Here is an 18,451-nt window from a genome sequence, read left to right on the forward strand (position 1 = left end):
TTATTTCACGGCAATTCGCTCGATCTCGATCAATGCCGCCCCGAAGCCCACTCTGTCGCCGTCCGCGACGGCTATCTTGCCCAGACGGCCGCGAAACGGTGCGACAACTGGGAACAGCATGGAATCGACTTCGATGTAGGCGATATGCTGCCCCTCGTTCACAACGGTGTCTGCACCGGCCACTGGCTGATCACGGAACGGATGGACGCGGGCAAAATGTCCGCTGCACGGTGCACGAACATAGCTAAACGAAGGATCACCGTCTCCTGACATATGAGTGCCCCAAGACCCGCGATCCTCGTTCGCAATCGGACTTGTGTGACAATCGAATTCCAGCCGGATAGTTTGATTTCCAATGGTATAAACGCATTCCGCGACTCCCGCATGCTGCAGTGTCGCAATCAGTCGCTCAATGCGCTGAAGGTCCATCATCGTACCGCTCCCTGTAATGTGCCGTTTGCGAGGACGCGCTCGAGATGATGGATATCGAATCCGCCTTCTGAGAACGATCGCTCCTTCATCAGCGCCTGATGAAGCGGGATCGACGTGTCGACTCCACCGATCACGATCTCGTCCAGTGCGACGCGCATCCGTGCGATGGCCTCGTCACGCGTACGTCCGTGGGCGAGCAGCTTCGCTATCAGGGAATCGTAGTGCGGCGGGATTTCGTATCCGGGATACAAATGCGATTCAACGCGGATACCGGGGCCGCCGGGCGCGAGCCACGAGTCGACGCGTCCGGGCGACGGTGCGAACGTCCAAGGATGTTCGGCCGTCACACGACATTCGATCGCATGACCGCGCGGTTGAATGTCTTCTTGTGAGAAAGATAGAGGCAGGCCCATTGCGATTCGGATCTGTTCAGTTACGATGTCGACGCCAGTCACCATTTCCGTGACTGGGTGTTCGACTTGCACGCGCGTATTCATTTCGATGAAGTAGAACGCGCCATCTTCGTAGAGAAACTCGAAGGTGCCTGCACCGTGATAGCCGATGCGCAAACATGCCTGCGTGCACAGGGTGCCGATGCGTGCGATGTCGTCTCGGGAAACGCCCGGCGCTGGCGATTCTTCGATCACTTTCTGATGACGCCGTTGCATCGAACAATCTCGTTCGCCGAGCCAGATCACGTGGCCGTGCATATCGGCGATTACCTGAATTTCGATATGACGCGGATGTTCTAGAAATCGCTCGAGGTAGACCTCGGAGTTTCCGAAGGCTGCTGCAGCTTCCTCTCGCGTCGTCGACACGGCTAGCAGCAGCTCAGCGGGCTCGCGGACCACGCGCATTCCTCTGCCGCCGCCACCGCCGGCCGCCTTGATGATCAACGGATAGCCGACAGCGTCCGCCATCTCAATGATGAGTCGCTCATCCGTCGGTAATGCGCCCGGGGAGCCAAGTACGCATGGCACGCCGGCCGCTTGCATCTCGCGCTTCGCACTGACCTTGTCGCCCATCATGCGAATGGCTGTCGAGCTCGGCCCAATGAAGGTCAGTCCGGCCCGCTCGACCGCTGCGGAAAAATCGGCGTTTTCGGACAGGAAACCGTAGCCCGGGTGGATTGCATTCGCGTTCGTCAATTGCGCGGCGATGAGAATCTCGCTAGCTCGAAGATAACTCCGGGACGACGGTGGTGGCCCGATGCATAGCGCGTCGTCGGCCAATTGAACATGGCGGAGATCCGCGTCGGCTTCGGAGTGGATCGCGACAGTCTTCAGGCCCAGGGCGCGGCACGCGCGCAGCACGCGTAATGCGATTTCGCCGCGGTTGGCGATCAGTACGGTATCGAACATTGGATCTCTATGCTGGGTCAATGACGAAAAGCGGGGTATCGCGTGCGACGGGTGCGCCGTCCGCGGCGAGGATTTCGACTAGCAGTCCGTCGCGGTCGGCTTCGATCGGATTCAGCAGTTTCATCGCCTCGACGAGTCCCAGCGTCATGCCTGCATGGACGCGATCACCAGGAGACACGAATGGATGTTGGTTCGGGGCCGAGGCGCGATAGAAGGTTCCGATCATGCCTGCGGCGATCGTATGCGGGTGTGAACCGACGGCGCCAGTCTGGGCGTTTGCATCGACAACCGTACTCGCGATGTTCTGAGCTGGCAGCGCTGCTGGTGTATTCGCGGCCGAATCGCAAACGCGCTGGCCGCGCACGAGCCTGATCCGCTGGTCACCATTCGTATAGTCAATCACGCTGACGGACGCGCGGTCAAACACCGCAACAAAGTCGTCAATAATGTCCAGATTCATGCGCGCCTCAGCTAAATGCCTTGACGGAAATGCCCGCCTGTTCGAGCGTGTCGCGAACACGGGCGGCCATGTCAATTGCCCCAGGTGTGTCGCTGTGCACGCAGATCGTATCGATCGGTACCTTCAGCATCCGGCCGGATACTGTCTCGATCGCACCTGCCTGAATCATCCGTAGCATCCTCGCAGCAGCTTGGCCGGCATCATGCAGGACAGCGCCTGGCAATTTCCGCGGTAGTAGATGGCCCTCCTCGTCGTAGGCGCGATCGGCGAACACCTCGCTACGCACACGCAGCCCCATGTCGCGGCACACGCGCTCCATCACGGCACCGGAAAACGTCATGCAGATCAGCTCGGAATTGACAGACTTGATCGCACGTGCGATTGCCATTGCGACATCCTCGTCCGTTTGTGTCATGTTCCCCAGTGCTCCGTGTGCCTTTACGTAGGTGATCCGGTGACCGGCATATCGAGCCAGTGCGTCCGCGGCACCTATCTGATACGCAATCAGGCGCTCGATTTCACCGGTGCTGAATGGAATGACGCGACGGCCGAAACCCCATACGTCGGGAAAACCGGGGTGCGCACCAACGGCGACACCGCGCTCTTTGGCCATCGCAAACGTGCGTGCCATGATTTCCGGATCGCCGGCGTGCAGGCCACACGCGATATTGGCCGACGTCACAATATTCAGGATGGCGTCATCATCGCCCATTCGGTAGCGGCCAAATCCTTCGCCCATGTCGGAATTCAGGTCAACTTCAATGTGTTGTCTAGCGTTCATACTTCATGTCCTCTTCGGAAAGCTTCATTGACGAGCGTCGTTGTCAGTCTCGATCGGCCATCATTGAAAGATTGCCGCGGATGCGGGCATATTCATCGGCCTGTTCGCGCAATGCGTTAACGGCCGTTTCGACGTCCGTTACCTGGAAGCGGACCTGGCATCCCACCGGCGCCTGCGCGAGTTTCCAGAGATCGGCCTCGATGACGGTCGCAATCTTCGGGTATCCGCCACATGTATTGGCTTCCGCCATCTGAACGATCGGCTGTCCGGATGACGGAACCTGAACCGTGCCGGGGACGATCCCGTGCGACAGCAGTTCGACGTGCTCGGTCAGCGGGAGCATTGGGCCGCTGAGGCGATATCCCACTCGATTGGCTTCCGCCGTCACTTCATATTCGGATTGCCCGAACTCAGCGCGGGCCGATTCCGTGAAGCGGTCATATTCGGCGCCCCGCAAGAATCTGACGGTCACGCAGCCTTTTGATAGTTCCTGCATGAATGAAGCCAGGCGTTGCGGAACAATGCCAAGCCCGGATGCCTTGCTGACTGGAGGAGTGCGGCGGCTTCGCACCTTCAGCACGTCGCCGCGTTTCAGGCCTCGACCCTCCATCCCACCGAAACCGCCTTTGAGATCGGTAGCTTCGGATCCCAAAATTGGCTCGATATCGATTCCTCCGCCGATTGCGAGATACGCGCGCGCCCCTCTCCTGGGATGTTCAATCACGACAGTTTGCCCAGCCTTGGCCGAGCGGCGCCACCATGGCGCGAGTGTCAGATCATCGAGGCGAACGGTGCAGTCGGCCCCGGTCGTCGCGAAATCGGTATCCTGCTGAAAGCGCAGCCGGAACGGGAACATATTGACCTCGATACCGGCCGCGCCGGGATCGTTGCCGACCAAAGCGTTTGCGAGCGTGAGCGCCATGGTGTCCATCGCACCGCCACGGCTGATCCCACTCTCAAGGTGTCCGCGCCGACCGAGATCCTGAATAAGGTTCGCGGCACCATTCGACAGTACTTCCATCACAGTTCAATCCTCGCTACGCTGAATCGAACCCGGTCGCCCGGCGACAACAAGCAGACCGGGTCACGTTTGACGTTAAACATTTCGAGCGTGGTCGTACCTAGCAGATGCCATCCGGACGGCGCCGTGCATGGCATGACGCCGGCCTGCGCGCCGCCAACGATCACCGTGCCGGCCGGGACCTTGATCCGCGGAACCTTCCGTCTTGGCACCCTCAATTCCGGCGGCAATCCCGTCATGTAAGCGAAACCCGGCATGGAGCCGATGCTGGCCACGCTGTACTCCGCTTCAGCGTGACGCCGGATGTATTCGCGGACATCCATCAGCGCGCCCGCTGCCAGTTGACGCAAGTCCTCACCGGCATCACCACCATATACGACGGGAATCTCGATCTCCCGGCCGAGCTGAACGAGGGGTTCCGTCGTTTCCCAGAGTCGGACCATCAAATCGCCGGCCTCTCTGGGAGCAAGCGACAGCGGGTCGAAAACGAACAGGAGATTGTTGACGCCCAATACCAGCTCCTGCGATCGTTTCGCGTCCCCTAACGAGCGGATTCGCTGTGCGAGCGCAAAAAGTCGCTGCTGCAATATGGGATCGAAGGGACCGTTCGATGGATCGAACAGAATCGCGCCAGCCCCGGCTGCATGAACGCGAGGTTCAGCGGCAGACCGACGATCGGACGCCACGAGTTCAGCAGGAGAGGTCATTCGGTTCATTTCGTCGCTCAGCTTGCTCGTTCGGAGGAGTGGGCGGCATGTGCCGCGGTTCGCTTCGTTCATTCCTGGAGCGGGTCGCGGGCGGTTTCCCGGGCCGCATACAGGGCGGCGAGCGTGATGGCGAGGCCGGTGCCGACGTATAGCGCAATTGGCACGACAGACAGATACGCCTTGTATAGAGCGGCGAAGGCCAACGGCCCGAACGCACCACCTACGATGCCGCCGAGCGTTGCCGCGAGCGAAGCGCCGGCATACCGGACACGGGTCGGAAACTGTTCCGTCACGAATGAAGCCTGCGGCCCATACATCATTGCCTGGAAAAGCATGCCAATCACCACCGCGGCGCAGATGCTTGCAGGCTGACGCGAATCCATCAGCGCGAAGTATGCGAACGCCCATGCGATCGACAGCACGGCGCCCGAACCATATACAATGCGTCGGCCCAGCCGGTCGGACAAGCCACCGAAGATTGGGACACAAATTGCATGCAATACAGACCCGAGCATCGTCGCGGTGAGTGCGAGCGAGCGTGGCAGATGCAGAATGGTCGTGATGTAGGTAAGCGAGAAGACGATCAAAAGGCCGTAGACGAGATCGGAACCGATGCGCACGCTGCCGGCGATCAGCAATCGTCGCCAATGTCCGGCAACGACTTCCTTGATCGGAAGCTGTGCCTTTTGACTGTGGCGTTCCAGTTGCTTGAACATGGGCGTTTCATCTACACCGCGCCGCAACCACAGGCCGAACGCCACCAGAATGGCGCTTGAGAGAAACGGAATACGCCATCCCCAGTACTGGAAATCGTGAGTCGACAACAACGTCGAGCACATGGCAAGAAATCCCGCGCCGAGCAATGTGCCGCACGCCGGCCCGACCTGGGCAAACGACGCATTGAGTCCGCGGTGACGTTGATCGCCGTGTTCCATGGACAACAGAACGGCGCCCGCCCATTCGCCACCAATTGCCGCGCCTTGTAGGAACCTCAGGGCGACCAGCAAGATCGGACTCCAGATACCCCACACCTGATAAGTCGGCAACAATCCCATCGCTCCAGTTGCCGCGCCCATCATGACGAGTGTTGCAACAAGCACGAATCGCCGGCCGAGCTTGTCCCCCAGGTGACCGAATACGATGCCACCGAACGGGCGCGACAGATAGCCAACGGCATAAGTTGAGAAGGCGAGGATGGTGCCCGTCATCGGATCGAACGACGGAAAGAAGATCGTGTTGAACACCAGCGCGGCCATCAGGTTGTAGATGGTGAAATCGAACCATTCGAGCGTAGTGCCGATTGAACTCGCGGCGGCGAGACGGCCCATGCGCGGCTTGAGGATGGAACCCTCATGCGAGGCATGCTTGTCCTGCGCGAACGTCGTCGAGTTTTCCATTACGCACACTCCTTGGCATCGAGGTTCCATGCAAGGCAATACCTTGCGGTATCCGCCATCGAGCCGTTAAGCGCGTTGATGGCAGTTTGCAGTGCCGATTCGCTTGATGACGCGCTGCTGCTCTCGATGATCAGAATCGGTCGCATTTGGCGACAAGACATGTCCTCTAGCGGCAGAGGCCTGCTTAACTCGTCGTTCGGAAGAAGCAGGTATGAGCGGACGAAACCGGTGCGTTGCGACAGCGTGTGTCCGAGCTTGATACATTGTTCAATGAGTCGCTCGGCTTCGTCCGACATGCCCAGCTGCAAAATCGCCAGCCATCCGCCGGACCCTTTGCCGATTTCGGCGTGCAGGGTGCCGATCCGCCGCACTGGTGAGCGCATCTTCGACAGTACGTCGATGGACCATGGCGTCTGGTGACGAAACGCGTGCGCGTATGCAGGAGAGTCGAAGGCAGATACCGCACGCGCCCAGTACAGCGCCAGGTAGCGCCGGCCACCGCTAACGGCGACGTAACGCGACGCGGACAAAACGCCGTCCATCCTGACTCGATCCTCGAGGTGTTCGCTGTCATACCATCGATTGAAGTCCTCTTCGTCCTGCGCATCGACATCGGATGCGACGAACAGCAACCCGCGCGGCTCCATACTTGTCTCCTTGAGTTTCCGAATGGATTAGACCGGTTCATCGTCTCTACCCAATAAATGCTGGGCAACCGGGAATTTGTTGGTAAAACTGATAAGTTTTTCTTGTTGACGGGGCCCCCGGGTACGCCGGAACGGGCAGTAGCGGTGATTGCCGCATCTGGCGACGTGGCAGCTGGGGCGGGTTTTCCCCGGGCACGTGATACCGGCAATGTAGGCGATAACGGCAGAGGGGACGGATGGGTGTCCGGTACTTGATCGCCAGTGGGGCGTCGTATTCGTCTGCGGTTTCCGGGGATTTACACGGAAAAATTTTCGGGCGAAAGTCCGTCTGCTATATCCGCACCAAGCGCTTTCGCGCGGCGGCTTACTCGCATACGTTTGCCAGGATTCCTTCCCCATGAACACCCGCTTTTTGGAAAGTTTCCTCGTTGCCGTCGAGCTTGGCAGCTTTCGCTCAGCCGCCGAGCGCTTGCACGTCACTCAGGCGGCCATCTCGAATCGCATCGCGGCTCTCGAAGAAGAGATCGGTGCGCGCGTGTTCGATCGGGATTCACGTGAGATGCGCCTTACTCCGGTCGGCGTGCGGCTGATTCAGTATGGCGAGCGCATGCTTGAACTTCAAAGTGAAATCATGCAACTTGGGCGAACTGACCGGAAACTGCTCGGGAGCGTGCGTATCGGCGCGATCGATACCATTGTTCACACCTGGCTTATTGGATTTGTCGAGCATCTGCAGTCGACGTATCCCGGGATCGAGGTTCAGTTGAGCGCGGAATCGTCGGAGCGGCTCAATCGGAGTCTGCGCGATGGAGATGTGGACGTTGCGCTGCAGACTGATCAATTGATCGGGCAGGGGATGTACAGCAAGGCCTGTCTGCCGATGGCAATGGGATGGATCGGCAGGCCCGGCTCGGCGTCGGTCGGTATGGACGTCCATGAACTGCTCGCGCGACCGGTTGTCTCGATGAGCCGTGGATCGCAGCCCTATCTCGTACTCCGGGACGTCTTCAAACGCGCGGACGTGCCGATGGGAAAAGTCCATTGCGCCAACTCGATCGATGCCATCGTGAGGCTGGTCAAGAGCGGTTTCGGCAACGCGCTGATTCCGTTGCCGCCGGTGCGGGATCAGGTGGAGCGCGGGGAGGTCGAGATCATCCCCTTTGGATTGCCCCTGCGGCCTCAAGGGCTGGTCGTCAGCTACATGGAAAGCCGAGCATCCGATGCAATCCGCTTTGTCGCGGATCTCGCCTGTCAGGAGGCTGATCGCTTCACCCGTTCGTTACCCGTGCCGTTCTCGCAGGTTTGAACGTTGCAGTCGAGAGGACGTGGGAATCGGCCATGCCGCCTCCCGGTTTCCCAACGTGGCATCGGCTCGCAATACAGCGAACAGCATCGGGGCAGTTCACCGGCATGGTGACGGCTCAGAGGCGGCGGGCCGGCTGTTGTTTCAACAAAGCAACCACTGCGTCCACCATTGGGTGGTAGCGGTTCGAGTTCCATACCAGTGCCGCCGTTATCACCATCACCCTTTCTTTCAAAGGTCTCACGACGACGTTTCCGGGTACCAGCTTGCGCATTGACGACGGCACCAGGGCAACACCTTGTCCGCAACCGACGTACGCGACCTGTGACGTAATCGATCGGACCTCGTGCATGACGCGAGGTGCCAGCCCATGGGATCGGCAAACGGACATCAGCAAGTCGAAATAGTCCGGCGCGACCTGTCGCGACGAAACGACCATTTGCTCACCCGCCAAGGATCGCAATCGTACTCTCGGCAACGACGCAAGCGCGTGATCCTTGGGAAGCGCGACGGCCAGGCGATCTTCGGCAAGCGGCATCGTAAGGATGCCGTTTCCGACCTCTCTGTCGACGCGCACGAATGCGAGATCCAGCTCTCCCGCTTCGAGCGCGGGAATTGCGTCGACGCTGTCAATTTCCTTCACGAAAACCGTCAGATCCGGATGAGCCCGCTTGAGCTCGTCCAGCAGGGGCGGGACAGTTTCGAGCATCGCGGACGTAATGGCTCCCACGTGCAGGACCCCGGACCGTCCCGATGCGACCTCACGGACGACGCGCTCTAGCCGTTCGACCTGACTCGTGAATTGTTGTACGGCAGGCAGGATCGCGGCGCCGGCGGGGCTGAGTTGCGTGCCCTGGCGGGAGCGATAAAAAAGCTGAAGCCCTAGCGATTGCTCGAGGATCTTTATCTGAGCCGTCAATGGCGGCTGAGATACGTTCAAGCGCTTCGCCGCTCGTCCAAAGTGCTGTTCTTCGGCAACGGCCAGAAACATCCACAGCTGGCGAATTAGCCTGAAGTCGATCGTATTGCTCATGCGGGTTTTCTCCGTCCTGAATGTTCGGCGATAGAAAAATTCGCAGGAAGGTGCACATTTTCCGCTCGCCTGACCCCAAAACACAGGTTTTCGCTGATTCGAAAATGGTATCAGCCAGATACGAAATTAGAAATTTACAGATCAACGTGGTAACGCGACGATTGTGCCACCTGTCAACGAACGCAACCGCGATGAACCTCACCTCGATCCTCGACCGCCTCGCCGCGCTCGACACCAACACCGTTTCCGATGCGCTCGATTTTCTCGATCTCCCGGGCGCGACTTACGGCCTTCGCCCTTTGTGGGACTGCCCGAAGATCGTTGGCCGCGCGAGCACGATTCAGCTTGGTCCCAAAGCGGATGCCAAGCCCACCGTGCATTTGATCTCGCCTGTCATCGATGCGGTAACCACGAACGACCGCGTGCTGGTGATTGCGGGCGGTGCTGACGGAATTTCGTGCTGGGGCGACATTCTCGCCAATGCCGCCACGGCAAAGCAAATCCGCGGATCCGTCATCGACGGCCTGAGCCGCGACATCGAGGGCAGCGAGTCGATCGGCTATCCGGTCTACGGTCGCGGCGTGACGATGATCAGCGCGCGCAATCGCGTGATCCAGGTTGACTCCGGCAAAGCAGTCCAGATGGGGGGCGTCACCGTGCACGAGGGGGACTACGTCATTGCCGATCGCTGCGGCACGGTGTTCGTGCCGGCAGCGCGTATCGAGGAGGTGCTGGATCTCGGCGAGCGCATTGCGCGTCGGCAGGATGGCATGGTCGCAGCCGTGCGCGCCGGCAGGTCCGTTGCCGAGGTCATGCATGACAAGGAATTCGAGGCCATCGCGGCCCGCTGATTCGACACCATTGGGGAGCTTTTTTGTATGACGAATCCGAACAGAGCGAGCGAGGAAGATCGGGAATTGGTCTCGTTGTTCGCCGGGCTGGACACCCCCGGTGTCTCCGACGCCATGGACAAGCTGGGCTTGCACGGGCAGTCGCTGGGCATCATGCCGCTGGCGAACTATACGAAGGTGGTCGTAGGGCCGGCATTTACCGTCAAGTACGTGCCGGCCAGCGATCCGCCCGGCACCGTCGGGGACTTCATTGATGAGGTCGCGGAGGGAGACGTGGTCGTCATCGACAACGACGGTCGCACCGATTGCACGGTCTGGGGCGACATCATGACCCAGTACGCAGGGCTGCGTGAGATCGCCGGCACCGTGATCGACGGTGTCTGTCGCGACGTGAACACGGCGCTGGCCGACAACTATCCGCTGTTTACGGCTGGTCGCTTCATGCGGACAGGCAAGGACCGCGTGCAGGTCGAATCGGTGAATACCACGGTGGGGATTGGAACCGTCCGCGTGGCGGCGCGGGACATTGTGGTGGCAGATGCGAACGGTGTCGTCGTCGTGCCGCGCGGCCGCGCCCGTGAAGTAGCCGAAATTGCCCGCACGATCGAGGAAGTCGAGTCGCGGATCCGCGAGCTGATCGCGGAAGGCAAGTCCCTCGGCGACGCACGCGCCGCACTCGGCTATCACAAACTTCAAACCAAGGGTTGAGTCATGATCAACGCCCGTTCGTACGACCCGCTTCTGCTGGCGCAAGCGTGCACGCTTGGTACATCGACGCTGCACGAAGCGTCCGGTCTTGCTACTAGCTCGGTCGATCCCGCGATTCGCACAGTATGGCAGGGGGCCTCGATTGCCGGGCCTGCGTATCCGCTGGAATGTTCCCCGGGCGACAACCTGTCTATCCACATTGCGATGGAACAGGTGCCGAGGGGGAGTGTGCTCGTCGTATCGACCGGTGGCTTCTTGTCGGGCTACTGGGGCGAAGTGCTGACCGTGGCGGCCGAGGCTGCCGGTGTCGTCGGTCTGGTCATCGACGGAGGTGTGCGGGACATCGCGGCCCTGATCAACCGGCGGTTTCCCGTGTTCACCCGCGGTATCTGCATGCGCGGCACGATCAAGGCCAGTGCACCGTCGGTTGGGCAGCCGATCAGCTTTGCCGGCACGCCGGTGGCGCCTGGGGATCTGGTCATTGCTGACGATGACGGTGTCCTCGTGATCCCGGCGGCACACGTCGGAGAGACGCTGGCTCAGGGGCAGATCCGTGCCGAGAAGGAAGCAAAGATGATGGACGCGTTGCGTGAAGGGCGCAGCACGCTGGAGCTGATGGGGCTCACCAGCTGGAGGGCCGCGCAATGACCGTACCAGCAGAAGTTCTGAATCGCTTCCTGGCCGAAGCCCGTCCGTCGGCCACGTATAAGGTGATGGATCGCGTGGCCGCACGGCGCGCCAGTGGTGCGGCGGTGATCTCGCTGAGCGCCGGCGAGCCGGATTTCGATACTCCGGAACACATTCGCGAAGCTGGCATCGCGGCGATCCGGGCAGGTCATACGCGCTACACGCAGGTCGCGGGGCTGCGCGCGCTGCGTGAGGCTATCGCCGCGAAGTTCGAGCGCGAGAACGGTCTGAACGTCGACTGGCGCGACACGCTCGTGTGCAATGGTGGCAAGCAAGTGATCTTCAATGCATTGGCCGCCACGCTTAACGAGGGCGACGAGGTTGTGGTGCCGGCGCCGTATTGGGTCAGCTACCCTGAAATCGTACAGCTCTGCGGCGCGATGTCTGTGATCGTTCCATGCGGGGCAGAAAGCGGTTTCAAACTTACGGCCGACGCGTTGCAAGCGGCGATCACGCCGCGCACGCGCTGGCTGATTCTGAATTCGCCGTCGAACCCGACAGGTGCGGTCTACAGCCGCGCGGAACTGCAGGCGTTGGCGGAGGTGCTGCTCGCGCACCCGAGGGTGCTGGTGCTCTCAGATGACATTTACGAGCATTTGATCTTCGACGGCATCGAGTTTTTTACGCTCGCCCAAGTCGAGCCGCGTCTACGCGACCGCGTGCTGACGATGAACGGCGTATCCAAAGCGTATGCGATGACGGGCTGGCGTATCGGCTTCGGCACGGGTCCCGGCTGGTTGATCGAAGCGATGGAGAAGCTGCAAGGGCAGCAGACGTCGGGTGCATCGACTATTTCGCAGCATGCCGCGGTCGCCGCATTGACGGGACCGCAAGACTTCATCCAACACTCGCGCATCGCATTCCAGCGCCGGCGTGAACTGGTCATTGAACAGCTCGCCCAAGCGCCGGGTCTGCGTTGCGCGGTACCACAGGGCGCGTTCTACGTGTTTGCGTCATGTGAAGGCCTGATCGGCAAGACGACGCGTGCGGGGGTACATCTCGACAGCGACGAGGCGGTGGTCAACGCGCTGCTCGACGAGGCCGGTGTCGCCACCGTGCATGGCAGCGCGTTCGGTCTTGGGCCTTACATTCGCATCGCATACGCCCTCGACGACAAGTCCCTGGCGCGCGCTTGCGCGGCCATTCAGGATTTCTGCACGACGCTTGCGGATTGAACGTAGTCGCGTGCGCGGGCTCGTTACCTTCGGTGAATCGAGGCCGCGCCGCGGCGATATTAGTGCAAGGTGATTTAGATGACTCGTGAATTTACCCGGTCGCAGTTCCGGTTTAACGTCGACGGCACGGCGCTGGACGTTTCGGCCATTCATCGTGACGGCGAAAAAGCGCCGATCGTGTTCCTGCACGGCTTCGGTTCCACGAAAGAGGACTACGCAGATATCGTGCGTCATGCCGCATTTGACGGGCATCCGTTTATTGCATATGACGCACCGGGGTGCGGCGAGACCCGTTGTGCCGATCTGTCGCAGATCAATATCCCGTTTCTTGTGAAGACTGCCAGAGCTGTTCTGGACCATATCGGTTTCGATCGCTTTCATCTGATCGGGCATTCGATGGGCGGTTTGACCTCATTGATGTTCGCACACCAGCAGCCCGAGCGTGTTCTAAGCTTTGTCGATATTGAAGGAAACATCGCTCCGGAAGACTGCTTTCTCAGCCGACAGATCGTCGACCATGCACGGGACGACGCCCAACGGTTTTTTGACGACTTCATTGAACGCACGCTGCATGCGCCTGCTTATGCAAGCGCCCTATATTCGGCGAGTCTGCGCCACAAGGTTCGCGCCGAAGCCGTCGGCGGTATTTTTCGATCGATGGTCGATCTGTCGGATAACGGCGATCTTATGACGAAGTTCCTCGGTCTGCCGATGCCTCGGATGTTTATGTATGGCGAGCAGAATGCATCCCTTTCCTATCTGAAGCACATCCAGGAGAACGGGGTTGAACTGGCCGAAATACCAGATTGCGGACATTTTCCGATGTATTCCAATCCGGTGTTGATGTGGGAGGCGATTGCAGCGTTTCAAAAGCGATCAAGCTGACATGGCGGCTTGAAGAAAAGACGTCGGACCAGAGGCTGACGGCGGAGACAATGATGAATTCAAAGAGAAAAGAAGGTGTAGTAGTTGGGCAAGGGGAGGGAGCCAGCCGCAAAGCTTGGCTCGAGTCTCACGAGTCCGGATATCACCAGACCCTGGGTAATCGACAGGTGCAGATGATTGCGATCGGTGGAGCGATCGGCACCGGCCTTTTTCTGGGTGCGGGCGCGCGCCTGCAAGCGGCTGGCCCCTCGCTGGCGATCGTTTATCTTGTGTGCGGCGGATTTTCGTTTCTCATTCTTCGCGCCCTCGGCGAGCTGGTGATGCATCGGCCAAGCAGCGGCAGCTTCGTATCGTACGCACGCGAATTCCTGGGTGAGAAGGCATCATTCGTCGCTGGCTGGATGTACTTTCTGAACTGGGCGATGACAGGCATTGTCGACATCACCGCGGTCGCGCTGTACATGCACTACTGGGGTGCGTTCGCAGCTGTTCCGCAGTGGGCGTTCGCGTTGATTGCGCTATTCATCGTCGCGGCGATGAACTTGATTGGCGTGAAATGGTTTGCCGAGATGGAGTTCTGGTTCGCCTTGGTCAAGGTTGCGGCGATCGTGATTTTCTTGATCGTCGGGACCGCGATCCTCGGCGGCGGGGGGGAGGTAGCGGGCAGCGCGACGGGTATGCATCTGATTGCTGATAACGGCGGCCTTTTCCCGCACGGAATGATGCCGGCGTTGGTGTTAGTGCAGGGAGTTGTATTTGCATTTGCTGGTGTCGAGCTGGTGGGAACTGCTGCAGGCGAGTGCAAGGATGCACGAAGCGTGCTGCCGCGTGCAATCAACAGTGTGATTTGGCGGATAGCGCTGTTCTATGTTGCGTCGATTGTATTGCTCGTATGCCTTCTGCCTTGGAGCGCGTACAAGGCAGGACAGAGCCCGTTCGTTACTTTCTTCAGCGCGCTCGGCATTTCCGGCGTGGGTTCAGTGATGAATATCGTTGTGCTGTCGGCCGCACTGTCGAGCCTCAACTCCGGGTTGTATTCGACCGGCCGTGTGTTGCGCTCGCTGTCAATGGGCGGGTCCGCGCCGAAATTTCTAGCGCGAATGAGCACGCAATCGGTGCCATATGCCGGGATTCTCGTAACGGTCGCAATATATCTCGTCGGTGTCATGCTGAACTATCTAGTGCCGACCAGCGTGTTCGAGATAGTTCTCAACGTTGCATCGATCGGCATCATCAGCACGTGGGGATTCATCGTTGTATGCCAGATGAGGTTCCGCGCAGCAGTCGCGCGCGGCGATGCGGAGGATGTTCCGTTCAAGATGCCGGGGGCGCCCGTCACGTCATGGCTCACATTGCTGTTCCTGGTCGGTGTGCTCGTACTGATGGCGTTCGATTATCCGGGGGGCACGTGGACCGTCGCGTCTATTCCGGTTCTTGCATTGCTTCTCGTCGTTGGTTGGATGTGGATGAGCAGGCGTACGCACCGAGGCGTACTGACGCACTCAATGTCGTCGGCCGTGCTTACGGAGAACGGGCTGGAGAGCGAAAAATACTGAAAGACGTGCGCGATACCGGTCGCGTTTGCGAGTCAGTATCGTCAAAAAATAGAACAATTCCAAAGCTGTTCTAGAAGATTACCGCCGTGTTTCAAGTGTACTGACTCATCCTGAGAGCGCAGCGGTTGTATGGTGCAGCCGCGTTATTTTAACTGTATGTAAGTCGACAAATCTCGATCGACCGTTCACTCGCGCTTGGCAATGAGACGGTGTTCGGTACAGTCAGAGATGACTTTACCTTGGAGACTAATGGTGGAGACCACGATGAATTTCACGACGAAAAAGCACGCGCTCCTCGCGGCCGCTGCGATGTTCTGCGCGACGATTGCAACACAGGCTGAGGCCGATCAAATTGTCAAAATCGGCCATGTCGCGCCGCTGACCGGCCAGATCGCCCACCTCGGGAAGGACAACGAGAACGGCGCGAGACTTGCTGTCGAGGAGATTAACAAGAAGGGGCTCGTTATTGGCGGTCAGAAGATTACGGTGATGCTCGATGCACAGGACGATGCGGCCGACCCGCGCCAGGCGACCCAGGTCGCTCAAAAGTTGGTCGATGACCACGTCGTCGCGGTAGTTGGGCATCTGAACTCGGGTACCTCGATTCCGGCATCAAAAATCTACAGCGATGCCGGCATCGTGCAGATATCGCCCTCGTCAACCAATCCGATCTTGACGCAGCAAGGCTTCAAGACGACGTACCGAATGGTCGCGACAGACGCGCAACAGGGGCCGGCGCTTGCCAACTACGCGGTGAAGAATCTGAAGGTCAAGTCGGTGGCCATCGTCGACGATGCGACCGCGTATGGCCAAGGGCTCGCGAACGAGTTCGAGAAGACTGCGAAGGCGCTCGGCGTAAAGGTCGTATCGCACGATGCGACGAACGACAAGGCGGTGGATTTCCGTGCGATTTTGACGAAGATCAAGGGTGAAAATCCGGACGTGATCATGTACGGCGGCATGGACGCGACGGGTGGTCCGTTCGCGAAGCAGTCGAAACAACTGGGGCTGCGCGCGAAAGTACTCGCCGGCGACGGTCTGTGCACCGAAAACCTGGCGGATCTGGCCGGCTCTGCAACCGACAACGTGATCTGCTCGCAAGCGGGGCTGGCACTCGAGAAAATGGCAGCGGGCAAGGAATTCCAGCAGAAATACGAAGCGCGCTTCCATCAGCCAATTCTGATCTACGCACCTTTCACCTATGACGCCGTGTACATCATTGTCGATGCGATGAAGCGCGCGAATTCGACCGATCCGGCGAAGATTCTGCGAGAAATGCCGAGGACAGATTACACCGGGGTGATCGGGGAAACGACGTTCGACTCGAAGGGCGACCTCAAGCACAGCGTGATTTCGCTTTACGACTATAAGGCAGGCAAGAAGATGCTGCTTGACGTTGTGAAGATGTAGTTTGGTGGGCGAGCTAGCGCGCTGAGACGGGTCGCCTCTAGGCGGCCTGTCATCAAGTACTTCGCTATTTCAACGGTCTAGCGTGGGATCGCTCAGTCATATGCACTCTGCCCGCTGCGCTTCAGCTGGCCGACGGGAACCTGTCTGTAGTGGTCTAATGAATCCGGACACTGATTTAGGCGAGAATGTCCGCCATGAAGAGGTGTCACCCATGGACGACCAGATTCGGATAGCCTTCCGCCTGCGTGGCGTACGGCTTGTCGTAATGGATGCGGTGTCCGTTGAAAGTCAGCGCGGAGTAACGGAACATCAACACTTCCGTCGGGACGATTTCCCTTTTCCACGAGGCGTTATCGGGCGCAGCGGTGGGTGCGGGCGCCGGTGCACCGCGAACGGCTGGCTCGCGATAGACGATGTCGTGTTCTTCGTCGATGGCGAGTTTGTGCGCGCGCCGGATCTGATAGCTGACGGTGACGAAGCTCAGTCTTCCGCTTCGGCCTTCCTTTTCGCTGACCTTCAGAACCTTCGACTCGCGGCTGATTTCGCTACCGACTATGAGCGAGACAGAAAACGCAAACGGCCGCCTGCCCACATGCGTCGTGGCAGCCCGAGATCAGGGAGGAAGCCGCCTTTTTGCGGATGCCCGTCTTCTGCAATGAGGTGCTGAGGCACGGTCGGCCTGAAAAAGATCCAGTGCCAGAGATGGGGGAGCGCTTCGCCGACTTGGGGAGGCGTCTCGTGGCCCAGTGTCGCGCTCAGGGCGGCTGCAGATGTCTGAGTGAGGATATCGCTGGCGTTTTCCCTACGCTCGCCGACTCCCGTGTCCTGGTCGTTCATGCGTGTCTCCGACGCGGCCTGGGCCGGCGGATTCGTTTTCGATACGGAGACTCTATGTGAACGTTCTGACGCGCGGAAATAACAGTTTCAAGTCGCGGTCATAAGTCAAACCTATTGCGGCTCGTCTTCCTTTTTTTGCGCATTTTCTTGGGGAGCGTAAGCCGGTCGAGCGGAAAGGCGTGCCTCGTCGGTTAGCAATTGTGCGGTCGTCCAGATACCGCGTCGCACCGCGTCCGAAATCTGCGCAACGAGCACATCGACGACACAGCGCACAGCCACGGGGATACGTCGATTTTGCGGCAATGCAAGCACGATCTTGCGCTGCAGACCGGCATCGACGAGGGGCGCCGCACGGAGCGCGCCCCGTGCGACATCATCCGGGATGGCAATGCCCGGCAGGATCGTGATGCCGACTCCGCCTAAGACGAGGCTTTTCTGGACGCTCATCGCGTTTGTCTCGGCCGCCACGTTCAACCCGATTCCTGCGCTGATGCACGCCTCCTGTACGAGCGTGCGGATGCCATGCGGCGCGTTAGGCAGGATCATTGGCAAGTGTGCGACCTGCGTGAGATGCACAGGAGAGCCCGAGCTGTACCCGGCATCCGGACGTGCGACGACCCACAGCTTCTCTTCGACGAGCGGCGTAACCTGGAGTATCGGAGACGGTTTGGGATCGTAGAGTAGTGCGGCATCCACCTCGCCGATTTCCAGCCAATTTTGCAGATGACCCGTGTACCCCATCGAAACCCGGATGCGTACGGCGGGAAATTGATATGCGACGGAAGTCACCAGTTCGCTTACAAGCAGGTCGCATGTGCTGGGCAACAGGCCGACCGTCACGGTGCCGCTCACGCCGCGCGAAGGCTGCATTTCGGATTTCGCGCGATCGAGTTCGGCCAGCGCGCGCCGCGGGTGTTCGACAAAGATTTCGCCAGCTTCCGTGAGATCCATGCCGTAGCGGCCGCGCGAAAAAAGCGGCGTGCCGATGTCCTCCTCGAGGAGTCGTAGTTGCCGGGAAACGGCCGGCTGCACGATGTGCAGCAATGCGGCCGCCCGCGTGACGCTTCCCGTCTCGGCGCCGGCGAGCAATGCTCGAAGCTGCTTGATATCCATGAAAACCCCGCCCAATACCAAAACCGTATAGAGGAATCAAATAATTCTATTTCTGGGGTTATCACAAAGCAAACTATGATTCCTGCA

The 18,451-nt window shown here is 59.6% G+C and carries 20 protein-coding genes; 8 read left to right on the forward strand and 12 right to left on the reverse strand.

All coding sequences use genetic code 11. The annotated features are described in order from the left end of the window. From BSE24067_RS04860 to BSE24067_RS04895, 8 genes are all read right to left on the reverse strand, one after another. Nucleotides 1-432, reverse strand: a complete 432-nt coding sequence (locus tag BSE24067_RS04860; RefSeq protein WP_151062524.1) for an acyl-CoA carboxylase biotin carboxyl carrier protein subunit — start codon at nt 430-432, stop codon at nt 1-3. Further along, complete coding sequence (gene accC / locus BSE24067_RS04865; protein WP_151062525.1) at nt 429-1,793, reverse strand: acetyl-CoA carboxylase biotin carboxylase subunit; 1,365 nt, start codon at nt 1,791-1,793, stop codon at nt 429-431. Before accC ends, BSE24067_RS04860 begins: the two co-directional genes overlap by 4 nt. A gap of 7 nt (nt 1,794-1,800) precedes the next feature. Beyond that, nucleotides 1,801-2,253 carry an acetyl-CoA carboxylase biotin carboxyl carrier protein gene (locus BSE24067_RS04870; protein WP_151062526.1) on the reverse strand — a complete coding sequence of 151 codons (453 nt, stop codon included), beginning with the start codon at nt 2,251-2,253 and terminating at the stop codon, nt 1,801-1,803. 7 nt (nt 2,254-2,260) lie between these two features. Continuing rightward, entirely contained in the window at nt 2,261-3,034 is a 774-nt protein-coding gene (locus tag BSE24067_RS04875) for a LamB/YcsF family protein (RefSeq protein WP_151062527.1), read from the reverse strand. A gap of 43 nt (nt 3,035-3,077) precedes the next feature. Next, complete coding sequence (locus tag BSE24067_RS04880; RefSeq protein WP_200076937.1) at nt 3,078-4,055, reverse strand: 5-oxoprolinase subunit C family protein; 978 nt, start codon at nt 4,053-4,055, stop codon at nt 3,078-3,080. Beyond that, a complete protein-coding gene (gene pxpB / locus BSE24067_RS04885) occupies nt 4,055-4,762 on the reverse strand; it encodes a 5-oxoprolinase subunit PxpB (RefSeq protein ID WP_151062529.1) in 708 nt (235 codons plus the stop codon). Before pxpB ends, BSE24067_RS04880 begins: the two co-directional genes overlap by 1 nt. Before the next feature lie 68 nt (nt 4,763-4,830). Continuing rightward, complete coding sequence (locus BSE24067_RS04890) at nt 4,831-6,090, reverse strand: MFS transporter (protein WP_233629366.1); 1,260 nt, start codon at nt 6,088-6,090, stop codon at nt 4,831-4,833. 68 nt (nt 6,091-6,158) lie between these two features. Continuing rightward, complete coding sequence (locus BSE24067_RS04895; protein WP_151062531.1) at nt 6,159-6,806, reverse strand: DUF4286 family protein; 648 nt, start codon at nt 6,804-6,806, stop codon at nt 6,159-6,161. Between the two features lie 397 nt (nt 6,807-7,203). Between BSE24067_RS04895 and BSE24067_RS04900 the strand changes: the two genes are divergently transcribed. Then, nucleotides 7,204-8,112, forward strand: coding sequence for a LysR family transcriptional regulator (locus BSE24067_RS04900; RefSeq protein WP_151062532.1), 909 nt, complete (start codon nt 7,204-7,206; stop codon nt 8,110-8,112). Between the two features lie 115 nt (nt 8,113-8,227). On the opposite strand, the gene BSE24067_RS04905 is transcribed toward BSE24067_RS04900, so the two are convergent. Then, a complete protein-coding gene (locus BSE24067_RS04905; RefSeq protein ID WP_151062533.1) occupies nt 8,228-9,142 on the reverse strand; it encodes a LysR substrate-binding domain-containing protein in 915 nt (304 codons plus the stop codon). Between the two features lie 191 nt (nt 9,143-9,333). Between BSE24067_RS04905 and BSE24067_RS04910 the strand changes: the two genes are divergently transcribed. The 7 genes from BSE24067_RS04910 (at nt 9,334) to BSE24067_RS04940 (ending at nt 16,414) form a co-directional block, all read left to right on the forward strand. Continuing rightward, entirely contained in the window at nt 9,334-9,993 is a 660-nt protein-coding gene (locus tag BSE24067_RS04910) for an RraA family protein (protein ID WP_151062534.1), read from the forward strand. A gap of 27 nt (nt 9,994-10,020) precedes the next feature. Next, on the forward strand, nt 10,021-10,701 hold the full coding sequence (locus BSE24067_RS04915) for an RraA family protein (protein WP_151062535.1): 681 nt from the start codon (nt 10,021-10,023) through the stop codon (nt 10,699-10,701). Nucleotides 10,702-10,704: 3 nt separating this feature from the next. Next, nucleotides 10,705-11,349: an RraA family protein gene (locus tag BSE24067_RS04920; protein WP_151062536.1), complete on the forward strand. Its 645-nt coding sequence runs from the start codon at nt 10,705-10,707 to the stop codon at nt 11,347-11,349. Beyond that, nucleotides 11,346-12,563, forward strand: coding sequence for a pyridoxal phosphate-dependent aminotransferase (locus BSE24067_RS04925; protein ID WP_151062537.1), 1,218 nt, complete (start codon nt 11,346-11,348; stop codon nt 12,561-12,563). Before BSE24067_RS04920 ends, BSE24067_RS04925 begins: the two co-directional genes overlap by 4 nt. Before the next feature lie 78 nt (nt 12,564-12,641). Beyond that, a complete protein-coding gene (locus tag BSE24067_RS04930; RefSeq protein ID WP_151062538.1) occupies nt 12,642-13,448 on the forward strand; it encodes an alpha/beta fold hydrolase in 807 nt (268 codons plus the stop codon). A 53-nt stretch (nt 13,449-13,501) separates the two neighbouring features. Then, nucleotides 13,502-15,004, forward strand: a complete 1,503-nt coding sequence (gene ansP, locus BSE24067_RS04935) for an L-asparagine permease (RefSeq protein WP_151062705.1) — start codon at nt 13,502-13,504, stop codon at nt 15,002-15,004. A 264-nt stretch (nt 15,005-15,268) separates the two neighbouring features. Continuing rightward, a complete protein-coding gene (locus BSE24067_RS04940) occupies nt 15,269-16,414 on the forward strand; it encodes a branched-chain amino acid ABC transporter substrate-binding protein (RefSeq protein ID WP_151062539.1) in 1,146 nt (381 codons plus the stop codon). Between the two features lie 205 nt (nt 16,415-16,619). Here BSE24067_RS04940 and BSE24067_RS32360 read toward each other — a convergent pair whose 3' ends face one another. The 3 genes from BSE24067_RS32360 to BSE24067_RS04950 all read right to left on the reverse strand — a co-directional run bounded on the left by BSE24067_RS32360 (nt 16,620) and on the right by BSE24067_RS04950 (nt 18,364). Beyond that, the gene (locus BSE24067_RS32360) at nt 16,620-17,006 is read right to left on the reverse strand and encodes an HTD2 family dehydratase (RefSeq protein ID WP_233629361.1); all 387 of its coding nucleotides are present in this window, start codon (nt 17,004-17,006) and stop codon (nt 16,620-16,622) included. Further along, a complete protein-coding gene (locus tag BSE24067_RS32365; protein ID WP_233629362.1) occupies nt 16,967-17,251 on the reverse strand; it encodes an HTD2 family dehydratase in 285 nt (94 codons plus the stop codon). The genes BSE24067_RS32360 and BSE24067_RS32365 overlap by 40 nt, the downstream gene beginning before the upstream one ends. A 111-nt stretch (nt 17,252-17,362) precedes the next feature. Next, the gene (locus BSE24067_RS04950; RefSeq protein ID WP_151062540.1) at nt 17,363-18,364 is read right to left on the reverse strand and encodes a LysR family transcriptional regulator; all 1,002 of its coding nucleotides are present in this window, start codon (nt 18,362-18,364) and stop codon (nt 17,363-17,365) included. Nucleotides 18,365-18,451 lie beyond the last annotated feature (87 nt).

The sequence above is a fragment of the Burkholderia latens genome, assembly GCF_902499045.1.
GTDB classification, from domain to species: Bacteria; Pseudomonadota; Gammaproteobacteria; order Burkholderiales; family Burkholderiaceae; genus Burkholderia; species Burkholderia latens.